At 64.0% G+C, this 16,257-nt stretch carries 18 protein-coding genes; 10 read left to right on the top strand and 8 right to left on the bottom strand.

Annotation, left to right across the window (positions count from 1 at the left end; translation table 11 throughout):
- Nucleotides 1-7: 7 nt before the first annotated feature.
- Genes trpE through rpe form a run of 4 tightly spaced genes read right to left on the bottom strand, consistent with a single transcriptional unit; the run spans nucleotide 8 to nucleotide 3,195 of the window.
- Entirely contained in the window at nucleotides 8-1,501 is a 1,494-nt protein-coding gene (gene trpE, locus KZO25_RS00870; protein WP_066452218.1) for an anthranilate synthase component I, read from the bottom strand.
- 40 nt (nucleotides 1,502-1,541) lie between these two features.
- Nucleotides 1,542-2,207 (bottom strand): phosphoglycolate phosphatase, encoded by a 666-nt coding sequence (locus KZO25_RS00865; RefSeq protein WP_223135530.1) that lies wholly within the window; start codon nucleotides 2,205-2,207, stop codon nucleotides 1,542-1,544.
- A complete protein-coding gene (locus tag KZO25_RS00860; protein WP_316935326.1) occupies nucleotides 2,192-2,491 on the bottom strand; it encodes a GIY-YIG nuclease family protein in 300 nt (99 codons plus the stop codon). The genes KZO25_RS00865 and KZO25_RS00860 overlap by 16 nt, the downstream gene beginning before the upstream one ends.
- Complete coding sequence (gene rpe / locus KZO25_RS00855) at nucleotides 2,488-3,195, bottom strand: ribulose-phosphate 3-epimerase (protein WP_223135529.1); 708 nt, start codon at nucleotides 3,193-3,195, stop codon at nucleotides 2,488-2,490. The genes KZO25_RS00860 and rpe overlap by 4 nt, the downstream gene beginning before the upstream one ends.
- Before the next feature lie 191 nt (nucleotides 3,196-3,386).
- On the opposite strand from rpe, the gene cysP reads away from it, so the two are divergent.
- Genes cysP through KZO25_RS00835 form a run of 4 tightly spaced genes read left to right on the top strand, consistent with a single transcriptional unit; the run spans nucleotide 3,387 to nucleotide 7,172 of the window.
- Nucleotides 3,387-4,400 carry a thiosulfate ABC transporter substrate-binding protein CysP gene (gene cysP / locus KZO25_RS00850; protein WP_223135528.1) on the top strand — a complete coding sequence of 338 codons (1,014 nt, stop codon included), beginning with the start codon at nucleotides 3,387-3,389 and terminating at the stop codon, nucleotides 4,398-4,400.
- Nucleotides 4,397-5,254, top strand: a complete 858-nt coding sequence (gene cysT / locus KZO25_RS00845) for a sulfate ABC transporter permease subunit CysT (RefSeq protein ID WP_223135527.1) — start codon at nucleotides 4,397-4,399, stop codon at nucleotides 5,252-5,254. Before cysP ends, cysT begins: the two co-directional genes overlap by 4 nt.
- The gene (cysW, locus tag KZO25_RS00840; RefSeq protein WP_223135526.1) at nucleotides 5,254-6,081 is read left to right on the top strand and encodes a sulfate ABC transporter permease subunit CysW; all 828 of its coding nucleotides are present in this window, start codon (nucleotides 5,254-5,256) and stop codon (nucleotides 6,079-6,081) included. The genes cysT and cysW overlap by 1 nt, the downstream gene beginning before the upstream one ends.
- Nucleotides 6,078-7,172 carry a sulfate/molybdate ABC transporter ATP-binding protein gene (locus KZO25_RS00835; RefSeq protein WP_223135525.1) on the top strand — a complete coding sequence of 365 codons (1,095 nt, stop codon included), beginning with the start codon at nucleotides 6,078-6,080 and terminating at the stop codon, nucleotides 7,170-7,172. Before cysW ends, KZO25_RS00835 begins: the two co-directional genes overlap by 4 nt.
- 22 nt (nucleotides 7,173-7,194) lie before the next feature.
- On the opposite strand, the gene KZO25_RS00830 is transcribed toward KZO25_RS00835, so the two are convergent.
- Nucleotides 7,195-7,635 carry a GNAT family N-acetyltransferase gene (locus KZO25_RS00830; protein WP_223135524.1) on the bottom strand — a complete coding sequence of 147 codons (441 nt, stop codon included), beginning with the start codon at nucleotides 7,633-7,635 and terminating at the stop codon, nucleotides 7,195-7,197.
- A 191-nt stretch (nucleotides 7,636-7,826) separates the two neighbouring features.
- On the opposite strand from KZO25_RS00830, the gene KZO25_RS00825 reads away from it, so the two are divergent.
- Nucleotides 7,827-8,429 (top strand): YajG family lipoprotein, encoded by a 603-nt coding sequence (locus KZO25_RS00825; RefSeq protein WP_066445546.1) that lies wholly within the window; start codon nucleotides 7,827-7,829, stop codon nucleotides 8,427-8,429.
- A 105-nt stretch (nucleotides 8,430-8,534) separates the two neighbouring features.
- On the opposite strand, the gene KZO25_RS00820 is transcribed toward KZO25_RS00825, so the two are convergent.
- The 3 genes from KZO25_RS00820 to KZO25_RS00810 all read right to left on the bottom strand — a co-directional run bounded on the left by KZO25_RS00820 (nucleotide 8,535) and on the right by KZO25_RS00810 (nucleotide 10,401).
- The gene (locus KZO25_RS00820) at nucleotides 8,535-9,176 is read right to left on the bottom strand and encodes a thiopurine S-methyltransferase (protein ID WP_223135523.1); all 642 of its coding nucleotides are present in this window, start codon (nucleotides 9,174-9,176) and stop codon (nucleotides 8,535-8,537) included.
- 25 nt (nucleotides 9,177-9,201) lie between these two features.
- Nucleotides 9,202-9,780 (bottom strand): TIGR04211 family SH3 domain-containing protein, encoded by a 579-nt coding sequence (locus tag KZO25_RS00815; protein WP_262488779.1) that lies wholly within the window; start codon nucleotides 9,778-9,780, stop codon nucleotides 9,202-9,204.
- A 291-nt stretch (nucleotides 9,781-10,071) separates the two neighbouring features.
- Nucleotides 10,072-10,401, bottom strand: coding sequence for a DUF1820 family protein (locus KZO25_RS00810; protein WP_066445539.1), 330 nt, complete (start codon nucleotides 10,399-10,401; stop codon nucleotides 10,072-10,074).
- Between the two features lie 245 nt (nucleotides 10,402-10,646).
- Between KZO25_RS00810 and miaB the strand changes: the two genes are divergently transcribed.
- From miaB to lnt, 5 genes are all read left to right on the top strand, one after another.
- Complete coding sequence (gene miaB, locus KZO25_RS00805) at nucleotides 10,647-11,990, top strand: tRNA (N6-isopentenyl adenosine(37)-C2)-methylthiotransferase MiaB (protein ID WP_066445535.1); 1,344 nt, start codon at nucleotides 10,647-10,649, stop codon at nucleotides 11,988-11,990.
- A 75-nt stretch (nucleotides 11,991-12,065) separates the two neighbouring features.
- Nucleotides 12,066-13,151 carry a PhoH family protein gene (locus tag KZO25_RS00800; protein WP_223135521.1) on the top strand — a complete coding sequence of 362 codons (1,086 nt, stop codon included), beginning with the start codon at nucleotides 12,066-12,068 and terminating at the stop codon, nucleotides 13,149-13,151.
- Complete coding sequence (ybeY, locus tag KZO25_RS00795) at nucleotides 13,148-13,678, top strand: rRNA maturation RNase YbeY (RefSeq protein WP_223135520.1); 531 nt, start codon at nucleotides 13,148-13,150, stop codon at nucleotides 13,676-13,678. Before KZO25_RS00800 ends, ybeY begins: the two co-directional genes overlap by 4 nt.
- Complete coding sequence (locus KZO25_RS00790) at nucleotides 13,675-14,547, top strand: HlyC/CorC family transporter (protein ID WP_223135519.1); 873 nt, start codon at nucleotides 13,675-13,677, stop codon at nucleotides 14,545-14,547. The genes ybeY and KZO25_RS00790 overlap by 4 nt, the downstream gene beginning before the upstream one ends.
- Nucleotides 14,548-14,572: 25 nt before the next feature.
- Nucleotides 14,573-16,057: an apolipoprotein N-acyltransferase gene (gene lnt / locus KZO25_RS00785; protein WP_223135518.1), complete on the top strand. Its 1,485-nt coding sequence runs from the start codon at nucleotides 14,573-14,575 to the stop codon at nucleotides 16,055-16,057.
- The last annotated feature ends 200 nt before the right edge of the window (nucleotides 16,058-16,257 follow it).

Raw genomic sequence — 16,257 nt, 5'->3', positions numbered from 1 at the left:
TAGACGCTCACAGGTTATCCAGCCCCTTCTCGGCCATGGCCACGGCGCGGAAGATCGCCCGACCCTTGTTGAGTGTTTCCTGCCACTCCATCTCGGGCACCGAGTCCGCGACGACCCCAGCCCCGGCCTGTACATGCAATTCGCCGTCCTTGATCACCGCCGTGCGGATCGCAATCGCGGTATCCATGTTGCCATGCCAGGAGAGATAGCCTACTGCTCCCGAGTAGATGCCTCGCTTGACCGGCTCCAGCTCGTCGATGATCTCCATGGCGCGGATCTTGGGCGCACCGGAAAGCGTGCCCGCCGGGAAGGTGGCACGCAGCACGTCCATGGCCGTCAGGCCCGGCTTCAGCCGCCCGGTGACATTGGAGACGATGTGCATCACGTGGGAGTAGCGCTCCACCGCCATCTGGTCGGTCACCACCACCGAACCGGTCTCGCTGATGCGCCCCACGTCATTGCGCCCCAGGTCGATGAGCATCAGGTGCTCGGCGACCTCCTTGGGGTCACCCAGCAAATCGGCCTCAAGCGCCCGGTCCTCCTCTTCGGTCCTGCCCCGAACCCGGGTGCCGGCAATCGGGCGTACCGTCACCTCTCCATCCTCCAGGCGAGTGAGGATCTCCGGAGAGGAGCCCACCACGTGGTGGTCATCGAGGTTGAAAAAGAACATGTAGGGGGAAGGGTTGAGGCTTCGCAGGGCACGGTAGAGGTCAAGCGGCGACGCCTGGTAGGGAATCGACATGCGCTGGGACGGCACGCACTGCATGACGTCACCGGCCAGCACATACTCCTTGATCGTCTCCACCGCTGCCTTGAAACCCGCCTCGGTGAAGCCGGAAGTGAAGTGCCCCTCCTCCACCGCGCTGCGGCCAGTGCCGGGGCTGATGGTGTTGAGCGTGGCACTGCGCAGGCGCACCTCAAGCCGCTGCAACCGCTCCACCGCCGCCTCATAGGCGTCCGACGCCGCAGGGTCGGCATGGGTCCAGAGCGTCAGCCGGCCCGAGAGATTGTCGAACACCACCAGATCATCACAGACCATCAGCAGGATGTCAGGGACACCCAGCGGATCGGCCTTGGCAGCCACATGGGGCCCACGCAGCCGCGGTTCGATATAGCGGATGGTGTCGTAGCCGAAGTAGCCCACCAGGCCACCATCGAAGCGGGGCTGATCGTCCAGCCGAGGCACCTTGAAGCCGGCATGAAACTGCTCGATCCAGTCGAGCGGGTCCTCCACCTCGGCCATGCCCTGCTGCTCGCCGTTGATGATATGGCTTACGGTAAATCCGCGAACCTCGATTCGCTCCTGGCAGGGCAGCCCGATGATGGAGTAGCGGCCCCACTTCTCACCACCCTGCACGGACTCCAGCAGGAAGGTCCAGGGCTCGTCGGCCAGCTTCAGGTAGGTGGAGAGCGGCGTGTCGAGATCGGCCAGCACCTCGCGGGTTACCGGAATGCGGTTGTAGCCGGCAGCCGCCAGCTCGCGGAAACGTTCGAGAGTCATCATGCCCGGGTCCTTGGTGGTGGTGACTAGCTGGTGGTGACTAAACGAGTTCTTTCAGCGTTTCGATCAGGGCGTCAGGAAGACTATTCTGCACCGGTTCGCCATGATTGTAACCGTAGGGAACCGCCAGGGTGCGAAAACCGGCCGCGCGACCGGCGGCGATGTCATGACGGGAATCACCTACCATCAGGCAGGTCGAAGGAGGCAGGTCGAAGTGAGCGGCCACGTGAAGCAGCGGGGCTGGATCCGGTTTCTTCTGCGGCAGGCTGTCGCCGCCCAGGCAGAGCGCAAAATGCCGCTCGAGGCCGAACTGAGCCAGGATCGGCTCGATAAAGGCGTAGGGCTTGTTGGTGACCAGCGTCAGAATCCAGCCGCCTGCCTGCAGGGCGTCCAGCGCTTCGCACACCCCGGGATAGAGCCGAGTACGCGACCCTGGGTCCCGGCCGTAGTGATACAGAAAGCGCCGGTGCCCGGCTTCGAGTGATTCGACCTCGGGCGGCTCGCCCAAGGCATCGGTCAGCGCTCGCTCCAGCAGCTTTTGCGACCCGTTGCCAACCCACGTCGTTACCTTCGCCTCGCCGGCCGCTGGAAGGTCGAGCTCTTCCAGCACCTTGTCGACGGCAGCGGCCAGGTCGGGCACGGAGTCGATCAGGGTGCCATCCAGATCGAAGCTGATCAGCCGAATGTCATTCAGAATGGGGTGCATGGCGCTACCTCACTGACCTGCCGGTGCTTGATCCAGCTGCGCTTGCCCACCGCCGAGAGTCGCTTGACCTGTGCCTCGAGCCGCAGCGCATCGCCGTGGCTGCCCACCGGCTCCTGATGCACCAGCGCAAGCGGCCCTCGCCCGCGCAGGGCCTTGGCGCCCCGCCCTGCCTCATGTTGAGCCACGCGTCGGGTAACGTCGGTGGTGATCCCGGTATAGAGCGCGCCTTGAGGTGTCTCGAGCATATAGAGGTACCACAGCGGGGCCTGGGAACCTTCGTTCACCTGAGAGCGGCTCCGGCCAGCTGCTCGCGGAAGTCGCGGAGCACGCTGTCGTAGCGATGCGGGTCGGCAGCGTTGGCGGCCTTGAAGATCGCGGAGCCGGCCACGAAGGTGTCGGCACCGGCCGCTGCGATCTCGGCGATGTTGTCGACCTTGACCCCACCGTCGATCTCGAGGCGAATCGCCCGCCCCGAGGCGTCGATGCGTTGGCGCGCCGCGCGCAGCTTGTCCAGGGTGCCCGGCAGGAAGGCCTGGCCGCCGAAGCCCGGGTTGACGCTCATCAGCAGGATCATGTCGACCTTGTCCATCACGTGGTCGAGGAAGGAGAGCGGTGTGGCTGGATTGAACACCAGCCCCGCCTTGCAGCCGCCATCGCGAATCAGCTGCAGCGAGCGATCGATATGGTCCGAGGCCTCCGGGTGGAAGGTGATGTAGGTGGCACCGGCGTCGATGAAGTCGCCGATCAGCCGATCCACCGGCTTGACCATCAGGTGAGCGTCAATGGGAGCCGTGACGCCATGCTTGCGCAGTGCCTCGCAGACCATGGGCCCAATGGTCAGGTTGGGTACGTAGTGGTTGTCCATGACATCGAAATGGACGATATCGGCCCCCGAGGCCAATACGTTATCCACTTCTTCGCCCAGGCGGGCGAAGTCGGCGGAGAGTATGGAGGGGGCAATGAGAAAATCGCGGGTCGCGTCGGTCATGGCAAGTCCAGGCTATCGCTCGGAAAGAGAGGTCCGCATTCTAGCAGGAACCGCCAGGGACGGGGGAATGCGGCGCAGCGGGCGGAGAAAACCGCCACAGTCATATTTCAAAAACGAATAAAAAACCTTATTGTAATTCCTCATTGTCAGAATTAACCTTAGCCCACTGTTCCCTTACTGGAGTGTCTCGCATGCATCTGCTGTCCACCGTTCGCCGCACCGCACTAGCCGTTGCCCTGGGTGTCAGCCTTGCCACCCCGGCCCTGGCCGCCGAGCGCGAGATTCTCAACTCCTCCTATGACATCGCCCGCGAGCTCTTCTCCGCCATCAATCCGGAATTCCGCGACTGGTGGCAGGCCGAGCAGGGCGAGGAAATCGCCATCCAGCAGTCCCACGGGGGCTCCTCCGCCCAGGCCCGTGCCATCCTGCAGGGGCTGCGCGCCGACGTGGTGACCTACAATCAGGTGACCGACGTCCAGGTGCTCGCCGATGCCGGACTGGTGGCCGAGGACTGGCAGGAGCTGCTGCCCAACAATGCCTCGCCCTACTACTCCACCACGGCTTTCCTGGTGCGCAAGGACAACCCCAAGGGCATCGAGAGCTGGGACGACCTGGTGCGTGAAGACGTCAAGATGGTCTTCCCCAACCCCAAGACCTCAGGTAATGGCCGCTACACCTACCTGGCCGCCTGGGGCTTTGCCCAGCAGCACTTCGATGGCGACGAGGAACAGATCCACGATTTCATGCGCACCTTCCTGCGCAACGTGGCAGTCTTCGACACCGGCGGCCGCGGCGCCACCACCACCTTCATCGAGCGCGGCATCGGCGACGTGCTGATCAGCTTTGAATCCGAGGTGAACAACATCCGCGGCGAGTACGGTCGTGACGACTACGAGGTGATCGTGCCGCCGGTCAGCATCCTGGCCGAATTCCCGGTGGCGGTAGTCGAGCCCAATGCCGAGCGCAACGGCACCCAGGACCTGGCCCAGGCCTATGTCGAGTACCTCTACAGCGAAGAGGCCCAGCGCATGCTGGCCGGCTTCAACTATCGCGTCCATCACGAGGCGGTCGTGGAGGCGTTCGCCGATCAGTTCCCCGAGACCGAGCTGCTTCGGGTCGAGGACATCGTCGGTAGCTGGGAGCAGGCCATGGACGAGCACTTCGCTGGCGGCGCCCTGCTGGATCAGCTACAGCGCCGCAGATGATCACACTCGCGAATCGCGCCGGCAGTGCCCCCAAGCGGGTGCTGCCGGGCTTCGGTCTTTCGCTCGGCATCAGCCTGATGTTCATCTCGCTGGTGCTGCTGCTGCCGCTGACCGGGCTGTTCGGTCAGCTGGCAGGGCTCAGCCTGGCCGAGTACTGGGCGATCATCACCGAAGGCCGGGTGGTGGCCAGCTACATGGTCACCATCGGCGCGGCTGCGGTGGCCGCCCTGGTCAACGGCGCCTTCGGGCTGCTGCTCGCCTGGGTGCTGGTGCGCTACGAATTCCCCGGCAAGCGCCTGCTCGACGCGCTGATGGATCTGCCCTTCGCCCTGCCTACCGCCGTCGCCGGCATCACCCTGGCAACGCTCTACTCCAGCAACGGCTGGATGGGGCGGCTGCTGGAGCCGCTGGGCTTCCAGGTCGCCTACACCTGGGTGGGTATCGCCCTGGCCATGGCCTTCACCAGCATTCCCTTCGTGGTGCGCACGGTACAGCCGGTCCTGGAGGACCTGCCCCATGAGGTGGATGAGGCCGCCTTGACCCTCGGCGCCTCGGACGGCACGGCCTTTCGCCGCGTGATCCTGCCGCACCTGTGGCCGGCCCTGGTCACCGGCACCGGGCTCGCCTTCGTGCGCTCGCTGGGTGAGTTCGGCGCCATCATCTTCATCGCCGGCAACATGCCCTACGAGACCGAGATCACCGCGCTGATGATCTTCGTGAAGCTGCAGGAGTACGACTATGTCGGCGCCTCGGCCATCGCCTCGGTGGTGCTGTTCGTCTCGCTGGCCCTGCTGCTGGTGATCAATATCTGGCAGGGCCGCTTCATCAAGCGACTGCATGGGGGGGCGGGCTGATGCAACGGATCGGTGATGCGCCCCGGGTCCGGCGCCTGCTCGTTTTCCTGGCCGTGGCCCTTTCGGGGCTGTTCCTGCTGCTGCCGCTGGTAGCCATCTTCGCCCAGGCCTTCGCCCAGGGAGTGGGGGTGTTCTGGACCAACGTCAGCAATGAATACACCGTAGCGGCCATCGGCCTTACCCTGTTCATCGCCCTGCTGACGATTCCCGTCTGCCTGGTGTTCGGCGTGGCGCTGGCATGGCTGGTCACCCGCTTTCGCTTTCCCGGCCGGCGGATCCTGCAGACCCTGATCGATATCCCCTTTGCGGTCTCGCCGGTGGTCGCCGGCCTGATCTACCTGCTGCTCTATGGCCGTACCGGCTGGCTCGGCAGCTGGCTCGACGGCTACGACATCCAGCTGATGTTCGCCTGGCCCGGCATCCTGATGGTGACCATCTTCGTCACCTGCCCCTTCGTGGCCCGGGAGCTGATACCGCTGATGCAGGCCCAGGGCTCCCGGGAAGAGGAAGCCGCCGTGACTCTCGGGGCACCGGGCTGGACCGTCTTTCGCCGGGTGACGCTGCCCAACATCCGCTGGGCACTGCTCTACGGCGTGATACTGACCAATGCCCGTGCGGTGGGAGAATTCGGCGCCGTATCGGTGGTCTCCGGGGCCATCCGCGGCCAGACCAACACCCTGCCGCTGCACCTCGAGCAGCTCTACCAGGACTACAACACCGTGGGCGCCTTCGCCAGCGCATCGCTGCTGGCCTTCATCGCCCTGCTCACGCTGGTTGCCAAGGCCAGCCTGGAATGGCGCGCTGCGCGCCGGGAGGTTCACGCATGAGCATCCGCCTTCAGAATATCGCCAAGCACTTCGGCACGAGCCGCGCCCTGGAGCCAGTGAACCTGGACATCCGCGACGGTGAGCTGATCGGCCTGCTGGGACCCTCCGGCTCCGGCAAGACCACCCTGCTGCGTATCATTGCCGGCCTGGAGAGCGCCGATCGCGAACCCGCCGGCCGCATCCTGTTCGGCAATCGCGATGTCACCAACCTGCACGTGCGCGACCGGCGCATCGGCTTCGTCTTTCAGCACTATGCGCTGTTTCGCCACATGACCGTGTTCGACAACGTGGCTTTCGGTCTTACCGTGATGCCGCGCAAGAGTCGGCCCACCAGCGGCGAGATCCGCGCACGGGTGCATCGACTGCTGGAAATGGTCAAGCTCGAGGAGCTGGCGAACCGTTACCCTGCACAGCTCTCCGGCGGCCAGCAACAGCGCGTCTCGCTGGCCAGGGCGCTTGCCCTGCGTCCCGAGGTGCTGCTGCTCGACGAGCCCTTCGGTGCGCTGGATGCCAAGGTGCGTCAGGAGCTGCGCCGCTGGCTACGCCACCTGCACGATGAACTCAACTTCACCAGCGTCTTCGTTACCCACGACCAGGAAGAGGCACTGGAACTATCCGACCGTGTGGTGGTGATGAGCAATGGCCGTATCGAGCAGATCGATACCCCGGACACCCTCTATCGGACGCCGACCAACCGCTTCGTGTTCGAGTTCCTGGGAGATGTGAACCACCTGGAAGGCTCGGTACGGGATGGTGTCCTGACCTGTGGCGATGCCCGACTGGCCGTGGACCTGCCCGACGGAGCGGAAGAGCTGCTGCTGCGTCCCCACGAGGTGGAGCTGGTGGAAACCGCCACGGCCAAGGCGCATCTGCCGGTCACCGTGACGGCGATCTCGCCGGTGGGTGCCGAAGTCAGGGTGGAGCTGGAGGCCGACTGGCTGGGAGAGCCCTGGCTGGCGACCGTGCGCCATGCCGATTACGAGCGCCTGCGGCTGACCCGCGGCATGCGACTGTTCGCGGTGCCGCGGCGCTGGCACCGATTTCCCGACGAGCGCAGCACGCCTGAACGCAAGCGCCTAGAGGCCGCCTGAACCGGCCGGTGGCCCGACAGGTTCACTCGACGTTGGGCTGGCGGCACCAGGCCATCAGGGTTTCGCTCTCGCCGCTCAGCGGTTCGAATCGATCCTCCACCGCTTGAAAGCCGAGCCTGCGGTAGAACGAGACGGCACGCACGTTGCGCGAATAGACGCACAGGGTGATTCGCTCACGGCACGTCATGGCATGGGCCATCAAGTGCGTGCCGTGGCCGAAGCGCTGGAAGTCCGGGTCGATGAACAGCGCCTCGAGGTGATCACCATTGAGGGCCGCGAAGCCGATGATGCTGCCACCCAGTTCCAGTACGTGCGTCTCGGCGCCAGGCAGATAGCGCGTGGCCATGTCATGGGCGCGACGCTGCCAGAACTCGGCGGGAATGAAGTCGTGGGCCAGCTGCGAGGCGCGCAACCAGATATCGACGAGGTGCGGCATGTCCTCCTTGGCTGCGGGTCGAATCATAAGCGCTCTCCCTGAGTGGAACCCTATTGTAACCGCTCTGCCATTGTCGCGCTCAACGCTGTTGCGGTTGGCCTCGTCGCGGATATACTCGCCATCTGTGCCAGCTCAAGGCGATGCGCTCGATCTTTATGAGCCCCTTTACCTAGCCATTTTCCGTCGCCTTCCTCCATCATCACTCAGGAGAACCCTAGATGATTCGACGACCTTTTCGCCTTACGACGCTGCGTACAGCTGCCCTGCTGCTGGCTAGCGCCCTGCTGGCAGGCTGTGCCAGTCCACACTATCTGCAGTTGGATCCACAGCGCACCGCCGCGGTCCCGGCCAGCGGCAGCGGCCAGGCCATCACGGTAATGGCGGTGGATGACCGCGATGGAGAGGTAATCGGCACCCGGAGCGGAAGTGCCATGGCGACATCCACCATCACCGTCAGCGCCCATGAGCTGGTGCCGCGTCTCCAGCGCGAAGCCGAGCGCGCGGTGCGGGAGATGGGCTTCTCGCCCACCACGGAGCCTGCGGAGGGGCGGCCCAGCCTGACCCTCACCCTGCTTCACCTGGGGTATGAGCGGGGCGAGAGCCGGCCGGTCATTGACGAGGCCCGCCTGGAGGCAGTCTTCGAAGCCAGGGCGGTCAACGGTGGCAACACCTATACCGGCACCTACACCTCGCGCCGCACCCAGAGCTATGCACTTCGTCCGGATCGCGACACCAATGCGCGCATGCTCAACGACCTGCTGAGCGACGGCCTCGATCGCGCCTTCCGCGACCCGGAGCTGGGCCAGCTGCTCGCACGCTGAGCGAGCCACTGTATCTCCCTCGCATCTCTTCCTGCCAAACCAGAAGCGGGCGCCCAAATGGGCGCCCGCCTGGTTTAACCTGCTCTCTAGAGGTCCCCGCTCCCGCTAGACGGCGGGTCCCCGGCGCACCATCGCCCAGACACTTTCACGAAAACCGCTCCCCTCTTCGGGCTCCCCATCCTCCAGGTGAGTAACCAGGAAGTTGGGCTCGAAGAGTTCGCGCACCTCGTCGGCACAGACACTGAACGGCGGACCGCTGCCCTCGTCGCCTGGGGCGCGCATCAGGCTGATCACCAACCCACGCGCGCCGGGCGGGATCAGTTGGGCGAGGTGAAAGGCATAGCGCTGGCGGGTCGCCGGCGGCAATGCGATCAGCGCCGCCCGGTCGTAGAAGGCGTCGATCTCGGCCGCCTGCTCGATGTGGAAATGAAAGAAATCGCCACACCACAGCTCGACGCTGCCCTGGCGGCAGATCGCGAAGGGCTCCTGCCGATAGCGGGAAATCTCACCGGTACCTTCGGCGACAAACTGTTCGACCGCTTCCTCGGCCAGCTCAATGCCCAGCACCGGATGATCGTGCTGGGCAAGCCAGCGCATGTCGAGACTCTTGCCGCAAAGAGGCACCAGCACCTTGGTGCCTGGCTTCGCCCCGAGCAGTGGCCAGTGCTCAATAAGCGCCGGATGCACCTGTGGACGATGAAACCCGATGCGCCCTTCCCGCCAACGTTCTAGCCAATTCAGGGCCATAGCCTCTCCTTCAAGCTCAATGGCATCAGAACCAGCGGTCGCGCTTGCGTTTCTTGCGTGGCAGATGCGGAATGATCAGTCCCACCAACAGGCCGGCGCCAGCCACCCCGCCGCCATACATGAAGTAGCGGATCAGCAGGTCCTCTTCCTGGGTGTCCAGTCGAGCCTGCAATTGACGTATGGTCTGGCGTGACCGGTCGGCTTCGCTGTCGAGCTGGCGATTGCTCGCCTCCAGCTCGGCAATGCGCTGCTCGCGGACCTCCAGGGTCTCGGTCATCGCCGAGACCCGCTCCTCCCAGGTCTCGTTGATGCCGCCAAGCTCCTCTTCCAGCTCGGCCACCTGCCTTTCAAGCGCCGGCAACTGCTGGCGCGCACTCGGCTCCTCCTGCAATTCACCGCTGAGCACCCATACGGTGTTGCCCTCGGTGTTGCGCACCCGGCTGTAGTCCCCGCTGGTTTCAAGCACGCTCACCGGCTCACCGGAGGTCAGGGTGCCGACAATGCGGTAGCCATCGGTCGGTCCGCTGCGAACATAGGTGGTGAGTTCTTCGGATACCCAATGGGTAGCATCCGTATTCTGCTGGGCGTGCAGCGGCAGGGCCATCAGCCCCAGTGTGACGCCCGCCATGAGGGTCTTGAATCTATGCATTGTCATGCCGTTGTCCTGCTATCGAAGGCTCCTGCGGCAGCTGCTGCGCCGCGACCTGTATGCCGCCGTCGAACCTCCCGTTCGCACTGCGGCCGATGAGACCATTGTCGAAGAGGGCTATCCACAGCTTCTGTGGATAAGTCCCGGGAAAAACGCGGGAAAGACCCTGCTACCTGTTGCCCCACATGGCCCCGGGTCGAACTGGTCACTTCATGACCAGTTCGACCCGGAGCCGTTAGCCCCCTTCTAACTCTCCCCCCTGGGCGGCGGCATCGGCGCCCGGGGAAACTCGGCGATACGTCCTTCGCTCTTGACTGCCCGAGCCGGCCCCTCACGCTCCACCTCGTCGATACGGACGATGGAGTTGATCGGCAGGTAGCTGCGGGTCACACCATCGAAGGTGTGGCGCAGCTTGTCGGCCGAGGGATCCACCACCAGCTTCGAGCGGTCCTGGAAGACGAATTCCTCGATCTCGATGAATCCCCAGAGGTCGCTTTGGAATATCTCGCGGGCGTAGAGTTCCCACACTTCACCTTGTTGGTGAAAAACCACCCGATAGATCGGCTTGGCCGCCATAAGGCCGTCATTCCTTCCCGTTCGATTGACCGTTGTGCGCCCGAGTTTCGAGGCGCACGCCTGCAGACTCGCAAGCGTAACACAGTCGATGGACGACGAGACCACCACGCTGGCCCCACTGCCCCTGGTTCCGTATAATGCTCCCATCTTCGAGAACGGCCCGGCACGCTGGCCGAGCCGCATTCCCGCGACACTCCACTCACCGGTGACGCAAGCGTCGGGCAACCGATCGCGATCCTATTCTTATGGCGAAGAAACTCTTCATCAAGACCCACGGCTGCCAGATGAACGAGTACGACTCCGCTCGCATGGCGGATCTGCTCGGCGAATCCCATCAGTTGGAACTGACCGACGACGAAGGCGACGCCGACGTCATCCTTCTCAATACCTGCTCGATTCGCGAGAAGGCCCAGGAGAAGGTCTTCCACCAGCTCGGCCGCTGGAAGAAACTCAAGGAGGCCAATCCCGACCTGGTGATCGGCGTGGGGGGCTGCGTGGCCAGTCAGGAAGGGGAGGCTCTGCGCAAGCGCGCCCCCCATGTCGACATGGTCTTCGGCCCCCAGACCCTGCACCGTGTTCCCGCCATGCTCGACTCCCGGCGCAACGACCAGATTTCCGTGGTCGACGTCACCTTCCCGGAGATCGAGAAGTTCGATCACCTGCCCAGCCCCAGCTCGGACGGGGCCACCGCCTTCGTCTCGGTCATGGAAGGCTGCTCCAAGTACTGCACCTTCTGTGTCGTGCCCTATACCCGCGGCGAGGAAGTCTCACGCCCCTTCGAGTCGGTCATGGACGAGGTCATCCACCTGGCCGATCAGGGGGTACGCGAGATCAACCTGCTGGGACAGAACGTCAATGCCTACCGCGGGGAGAACCAGCTCGGTGACGAGATCGACCTCGCCGAGCTGATCGCCTGCGTGGCGGCGGTGGAAGGCATCGATCGCGTCCGCTTCACCACGTCTCACCCGGTGGAGTTCACCGACAGCCTGATCGAGGCCTATGGCGAGATACCGGAACTGGTCAGCCACCTGCACCTGCCTGTACAGGCCGGCTCCGACCGTATTCTGGCAGCGATGAAGCGCGGCCACACCGTCGAGGAGTACGTGGAGAAGCTGGAGCGCATCCGCAAGTTGCGCCCCGACATCAGCTTCTCGTCGGACTTCATCATCGGTTTCCCCGGCGAGACCGAAGCGGATTTCGAAGCGACCATGGACCTGATCCATCGCATCGGCTTCGACCACTCCTTCAGCTTCGTCTATTCGGCACGCCCCGGCACGCCGGCGGCAAGCCTCGCCGACGATACTCCCGAGAGCGTCAAGAAGCAGCGCCTGGCGATTCTTCAGGAGCGTATCATCCAGCAGGCCATGCAGATCAGCCGGCGCATGGTGGGGTCGACCCAGCGGATTCTGGTCACCGGTTTCTCGCCGAGGGATCCAGGCCAGCTCTCGGGGCGTACCGAGAACAATCGGGTGGTCAATTTCCGTGCCGCCAACCCCACCGAGCTGATCGGCCACTTCGTCGACGTGACCATCACCGAAGCGCTACCCAACTCGTTACGTGGCGAGCTGCACTCACCGGCACTACACTGAGCATTCTGTCATTGCCCCGGCCTTCGCCGGGGCAGTAAGCTGAGCCCACATTCGCAACGCATGGATCCCCTTGTCTTGAGCCAGCCAACTTCTCAGGCGAACCGCATCATCACATTGAGTCTCGAACCCAATGACCCCCAGCGTCTGGCCAATCTCTGCGGTCAGCGCGATGAGCACCTCAAACTGGTCGAGGAACGACTCGGCGTCACCCTTCGCAATCGTGGCAACGTGTTTCAGCTGGCAGGGCCCGGCCATCGAGTCAAGGCGGCCGCCAACGTACTGGAACACCTCTATCGCGAAGCCGAAGCCAGTGACCTGGCACCAGACACCGTACATCTCTTCCTTCAGGAGTCCGGCCTCGAGGCGCTGGATGAAGAAGAGGGACACGAAGACGGCGACGTCCTGCTGCGCACGCCCAAGGTGCTGATCAAGCCCCGCGGCCAGAACCAGCAGAGCTACGTTTCGAGCATTCGCGCCCATGACATCAACTTCGGCATCGGTCCAGCCGGCACCGGCAAGACCTACCTGGCCGTGGCTGCAGCGGTTGAAGCCTTGAATCATCAGGAGGTGCGCCGCATCCTGCTGGTGCGCCCGGCCGTGGAGGCTGGTGAAAAGCTCGGCTTCCTGCCCGGCGATCTGGCCCAGAAAATCGATCCCTACCTGCGCCCGCTCTATGACGCTCTCTACGAGATGCTTGGCTTTGAACAGGTCGGCAAGCTCATCGAGCGGCAGGTGATCGAAATTGCCCCACTGGCCTACATGCGTGGGCGCACCCTGAACAACGCCTTCATCATTCTCGACGAAAGCCAGAACACCACTCGCGAGCAGATGAAGATGTTCCTGACCCGTATCGGTTTCGGTTCAACCGCCGTGATCACCGGGGACGTCACCCAGGTGGACCTGCCCCGAGGGTCGAGCTCCGGCTTGATCCAGGTGCTGGAAGTGTTGCGGGGAACGCCCGGTATTGGAGTCACTCACTTCGCGGCCAAGGATGTGGTGCGCCATCCGCTGGTACAGCGCATCATCGAGGCCTACGAGGGCTTCGAGGCCGAGCAGGAGGTGCAGGAGCGTGCCCGAGCCGAGGCCCGCACCCGTGAGCGCGAGTCGCTGCGTCAGGAGCGCGAGCGCTACAGGGGCAGCAAGGACTACGGCGAGACATGAGTCCCCATGCGGTAGTCGACCGTCAGATCGCCTCCACGGGCAGCGGCTTGCCGGTGCAGTCGGCGCTACAGGCCTGGGTCGATGCCGTACTGGCTCACTTCCCGGGAGAGCGTCGCACCGAGGTCACTATCCGCATCGTCGATGCCGACGAAGGTCAGGCGCTCAACCGGGACTATCGCGGCCGCGACCGGCCCACCAACGTGCTCTCCTTCCCTTTCGAAGCGCCCCCCGGCATCGAATTGCCGCTGCTCGGCGACCTGGTGATTTGTCACCCGGTGGTTCAACAGGAAGCCCTCGAGCAGGACAAGCGGCTGGAAGATCACTACGCTCATCTGGTGGTCCATGGCACACTGCATCTGCTCGGGCATGACCATATTGACGAGTCGGAAGCCGACACCATGGAGCAGCTGGAGCGCGATATCCTGGCGACCTTTTCCATTGCCGACCCGTATCTACCGGTTCAGGTCATGAGTGGTGGCAATGGCGAGCGACACTTCGATAGCGAGGACGAGAGACTCGACCCATGAGTGAAGACCGATCGAACGGCCAGGGCGGAAAGTCCTGGCTAGAGAAACTACTCGGCGCCCTCTCGGGTGACAATGATGGTCCCAGTTCACGGGAAGAGCTGATGGAGTTCCTGCGCCAGGCCGGCACTCGTCTGAAGTTGGAGCAGGACGCGATGATGATCATCGAGGGGGCCCTGAACATCAGCGACCAGCAGGTGCGCGAAGTGCTGATACCCCGCTCCCAGGTCGCGGCCATTGCCGCCGACCAGCCGCCGGACGAGTACCTGGCGCTGATCGACGAGACGGGACACTCCCGTTACCCGGTCATCGGCGAGAACCTTGATGAAATCAAGGGGCTGCTGCTGGTCAAGGACCTGCTGCGCTTGCTCAACTGCCCGGACGAGGAGCGCGATAACTTCCGTATCGAGGATATCCTGCGGCCCGCCATGTTCGTACCGGAGTCCAAGCGACTCAACAGCCTGCTCAAGGAGTTTCGCGACACCCACAATCACATGGCGGTGGTAGTCGACGAATATGGCGGTACTGCCGGCATCGTGACCATCGAGGACATTCTCGAGCAGATCGTCGGCGATATCGAAGACGAGCACGATACCGACGAGGAAGACGATATCCGCGAGCTGGGCGAAGGTCGCTATGCCATTCGCGCCCTGACGCCGATCGAGGATTTCAACGAGCGCTTCGGCACCGACTTTTCCGACGACGAGTTCGATACCGTCGGCGGCCTGGTCATGCAGCGCTTCGGCCACCTGCCCGGGCGCGGTGAACATGCCGAGCTGGGCGGCTGGCGTTTCACCGTACTCAACGCCGACAATCGTCGCATCCGCCTGCTGGAGGCAGCTCAAAACAGTGACGCAATCACGGAAGAATAGGCAAGCCAGGATGCCACGACTAACCATGACGGAACTTCGCCTTTCCCCGGTAGCCGCCTATCTGCTGGCGGTGATCGCCGGCGTGCTCACCACACTGACCGCCTCCCCGTTCGAACTCTGGTGGCTAGGCCCGGTCGCCGCTGGGCTGATGGTCGTGGGCATTCATTACCTGTCACCCCTCCAGGCCGCGTTGAAGGGCTGGTGCTATGGGGTTGGGCTGTTCGGCTCCGGCGCTTCCTGGGTCTATGTGTCGATTCACGACTACGGCTACACCGGGATGCCGTTGGCGCTGTTCCTGACCACCCTGTTCGTCTGCTCCATGGCGTTGTTCTTTGCCGCCACCCTCTGGCTCTATCGCCGGCTGACAGGCCCTCGCCTCGCTTTCCTCACCTTTGCCGGCGCCTGGGTGCTCGGTGAGTGGCTGCGCACCTGGCTGTTCACCGGCTTCCCCTGGCTGCTTCTCGGCAGCGCCCATGTGGACTCCCCGCTGGCCCCCTGGGCACCGATAGGCGGCGTCTACCTGCTCTCGCTGCTGACGGTGCTCACCGGCACCCTCGGGGTCGAATTCCTGCGTCGCCGCTGGTGGGCCGCAGCACCCGTGGCTGTGTTCTGGTTGGCCCCGTTGATCCTGCCGACTCAATGGACATCACCCGCCGGCGAACCCCTGCGCATCGCCCTGTTGCAGGGTAACCTGGACCAGCTGATCAAATGGACGCCAGAAGGTCAGCGCATCGCAGCCAGTACCTATCTGGAGATGACTCGGGAACAGGCCGACGATATCGACCTGATCATCTGGCCGGAAGCGGCCTTGCCGATGTTCGAAGACGAAGCAATGCAGATTCTGGCGCGCGCGCAGTCCACCATGCCGCCAGGCAGCGCCCTGCTGACAGGCATCCTGCAACGCGAACAGCGTGGGCTCTACTACAACAGCGTGATCGGCGTCGGCAATACGGAAGGCGAGTACCGCAAGGCGCATCTGGTGCCCTTCGGCGAGTATCTGCCGCTGGAGCGCTGGCTGCGTGGAACCATCGCCTTCTTCGACCTGCCGATGCCGGCCATGACCCAAGGTCCCGATAGACAGCCTCCAATCAAGGCCGTGGGCACCACCATCGGCAATGCGATCTGCTACGAGATCATCTACGCCGACCTTGTGGCCGATCGGGCCCGTGATTCCGAGCTGCTGCTGACGGTATCCAATGACACCTGGTTCGGCGAGTCGATCGGTCCGCTGCAGCATCTGCAGATGGCCCGCCTGCGCGCCCTCGAGAATGGCCGCTATGTGGTGCGCGCCACCAGCAATGGCGTCACCGTGATCGTCGACCCCCAGGGCCGCATCACCGCCCGAGCCCCCCAGTTCGAGACCACCTACCTCACCGGGGAAGCCACGCCGATGCAGGGCCTCACGCCATTCACCCGCACCGGCAGTTGGCCAGTCTGGCTGCTCGCCATCTTGCTGGTATTGCCGGGGCTTTGGCTGAAACGTCGTGCCTATGTGACTGCCAAAGCCTGAGGGTGGTGACGTCAAGTCCTGCCATAGCAGGCAATCACCACCCTGTCGGAGGTAGCTTTAGCTCGCGACCGCGGTGTTGCCAACGCTGGCGATAGCCACTGCCCTTGCAGCCTCCGCCGAGGCGCCTGTCGGCGCCGGTCGCGATGCGGAGCAGCGCTCCAACAGCGCTCCTCTCCGCCAACGGCGCTACTCCGCTGTGG

It is taken from the genome of Halomonas sp. ANAO-440, assembly GCF_019915905.1.
Taxonomy (GTDB): Bacteria; Pseudomonadota; Gammaproteobacteria; order Pseudomonadales; family Halomonadaceae; genus Halomonas; species Halomonas chromatireducens.
This window is presented reverse-complemented; position numbering and strand designations above follow the sequence as displayed.

Excerpts from the sequence above, each read along its gene's own strand:
- trpE (WP_066452218.1), bottom strand. The coding sequence starts at position 1,501 with ATGACTCTCGAACGTTTCCGCGAGCTGGCGGCTGCCGGCTACAACCGC.
- KZO25_RS00865 (WP_223135530.1), bottom strand. The coding sequence starts at position 2,207 with ATGCACCCCATTCTGAATGACATTCGGCTGATCAGCTTCGATCTGGAT.
- rpe (WP_223135529.1), bottom strand. The coding sequence starts at position 3,195 with ATGACCGACGCGACCCGCGATTTTCTCATTGCCCCCTCCATACTCTCC.
- cysP (WP_223135528.1), top strand. The coding sequence starts at position 3,387 with ATGCATCTGCTGTCCACCGTTCGCCGCACCGCACTAGCCGTTGCCCTG.
- cysT (WP_223135527.1), top strand. The coding sequence starts at position 4,397 with ATGATCACACTCGCGAATCGCGCCGGCAGTGCCCCCAAGCGGGTGCTG.
- cysW (WP_223135526.1), top strand. The coding sequence starts at position 5,254 with ATGCAACGGATCGGTGATGCGCCCCGGGTCCGGCGCCTGCTCGTTTTC.
- KZO25_RS00835 (WP_223135525.1), top strand. The coding sequence starts at position 6,078 with ATGAGCATCCGCCTTCAGAATATCGCCAAGCACTTCGGCACGAGCCGC.
- KZO25_RS00830 (WP_223135524.1), bottom strand. The coding sequence starts at position 7,635 with ATGATTCGACCCGCAGCCAAGGAGGACATGCCGCACCTCGTCGATATC.
- KZO25_RS00825 (WP_066445546.1), top strand. The coding sequence starts at position 7,827 with ATGATTCGACGACCTTTTCGCCTTACGACGCTGCGTACAGCTGCCCTG.
- KZO25_RS00820 (WP_223135523.1), bottom strand. The coding sequence starts at position 9,176 with ATGGCCCTGAATTGGCTAGAACGTTGGCGGGAAGGGCGCATCGGGTTT.
- KZO25_RS00815 (WP_262488779.1), bottom strand. The coding sequence starts at position 9,780 with ATGGCCCTGCCGCTGCACGCCCAGCAGAATACGGATGCTACCCATTGG.
- KZO25_RS00810 (WP_066445539.1), bottom strand. The coding sequence starts at position 10,401 with ATGGCGGCCAAGCCGATCTATCGGGTGGTTTTTCACCAACAAGGTGAA.
- miaB (WP_066445535.1), top strand. The coding sequence starts at position 10,647 with ATGGCGAAGAAACTCTTCATCAAGACCCACGGCTGCCAGATGAACGAG.
- ybeY (WP_223135520.1), top strand. The coding sequence starts at position 13,148 with ATGAGTCCCCATGCGGTAGTCGACCGTCAGATCGCCTCCACGGGCAGC.
- KZO25_RS00790 (WP_223135519.1), top strand. The coding sequence starts at position 13,675 with ATGAGTGAAGACCGATCGAACGGCCAGGGCGGAAAGTCCTGGCTAGAG.
- lnt (WP_223135518.1), top strand. The coding sequence starts at position 14,573 with ATGACGGAACTTCGCCTTTCCCCGGTAGCCGCCTATCTGCTGGCGGTG.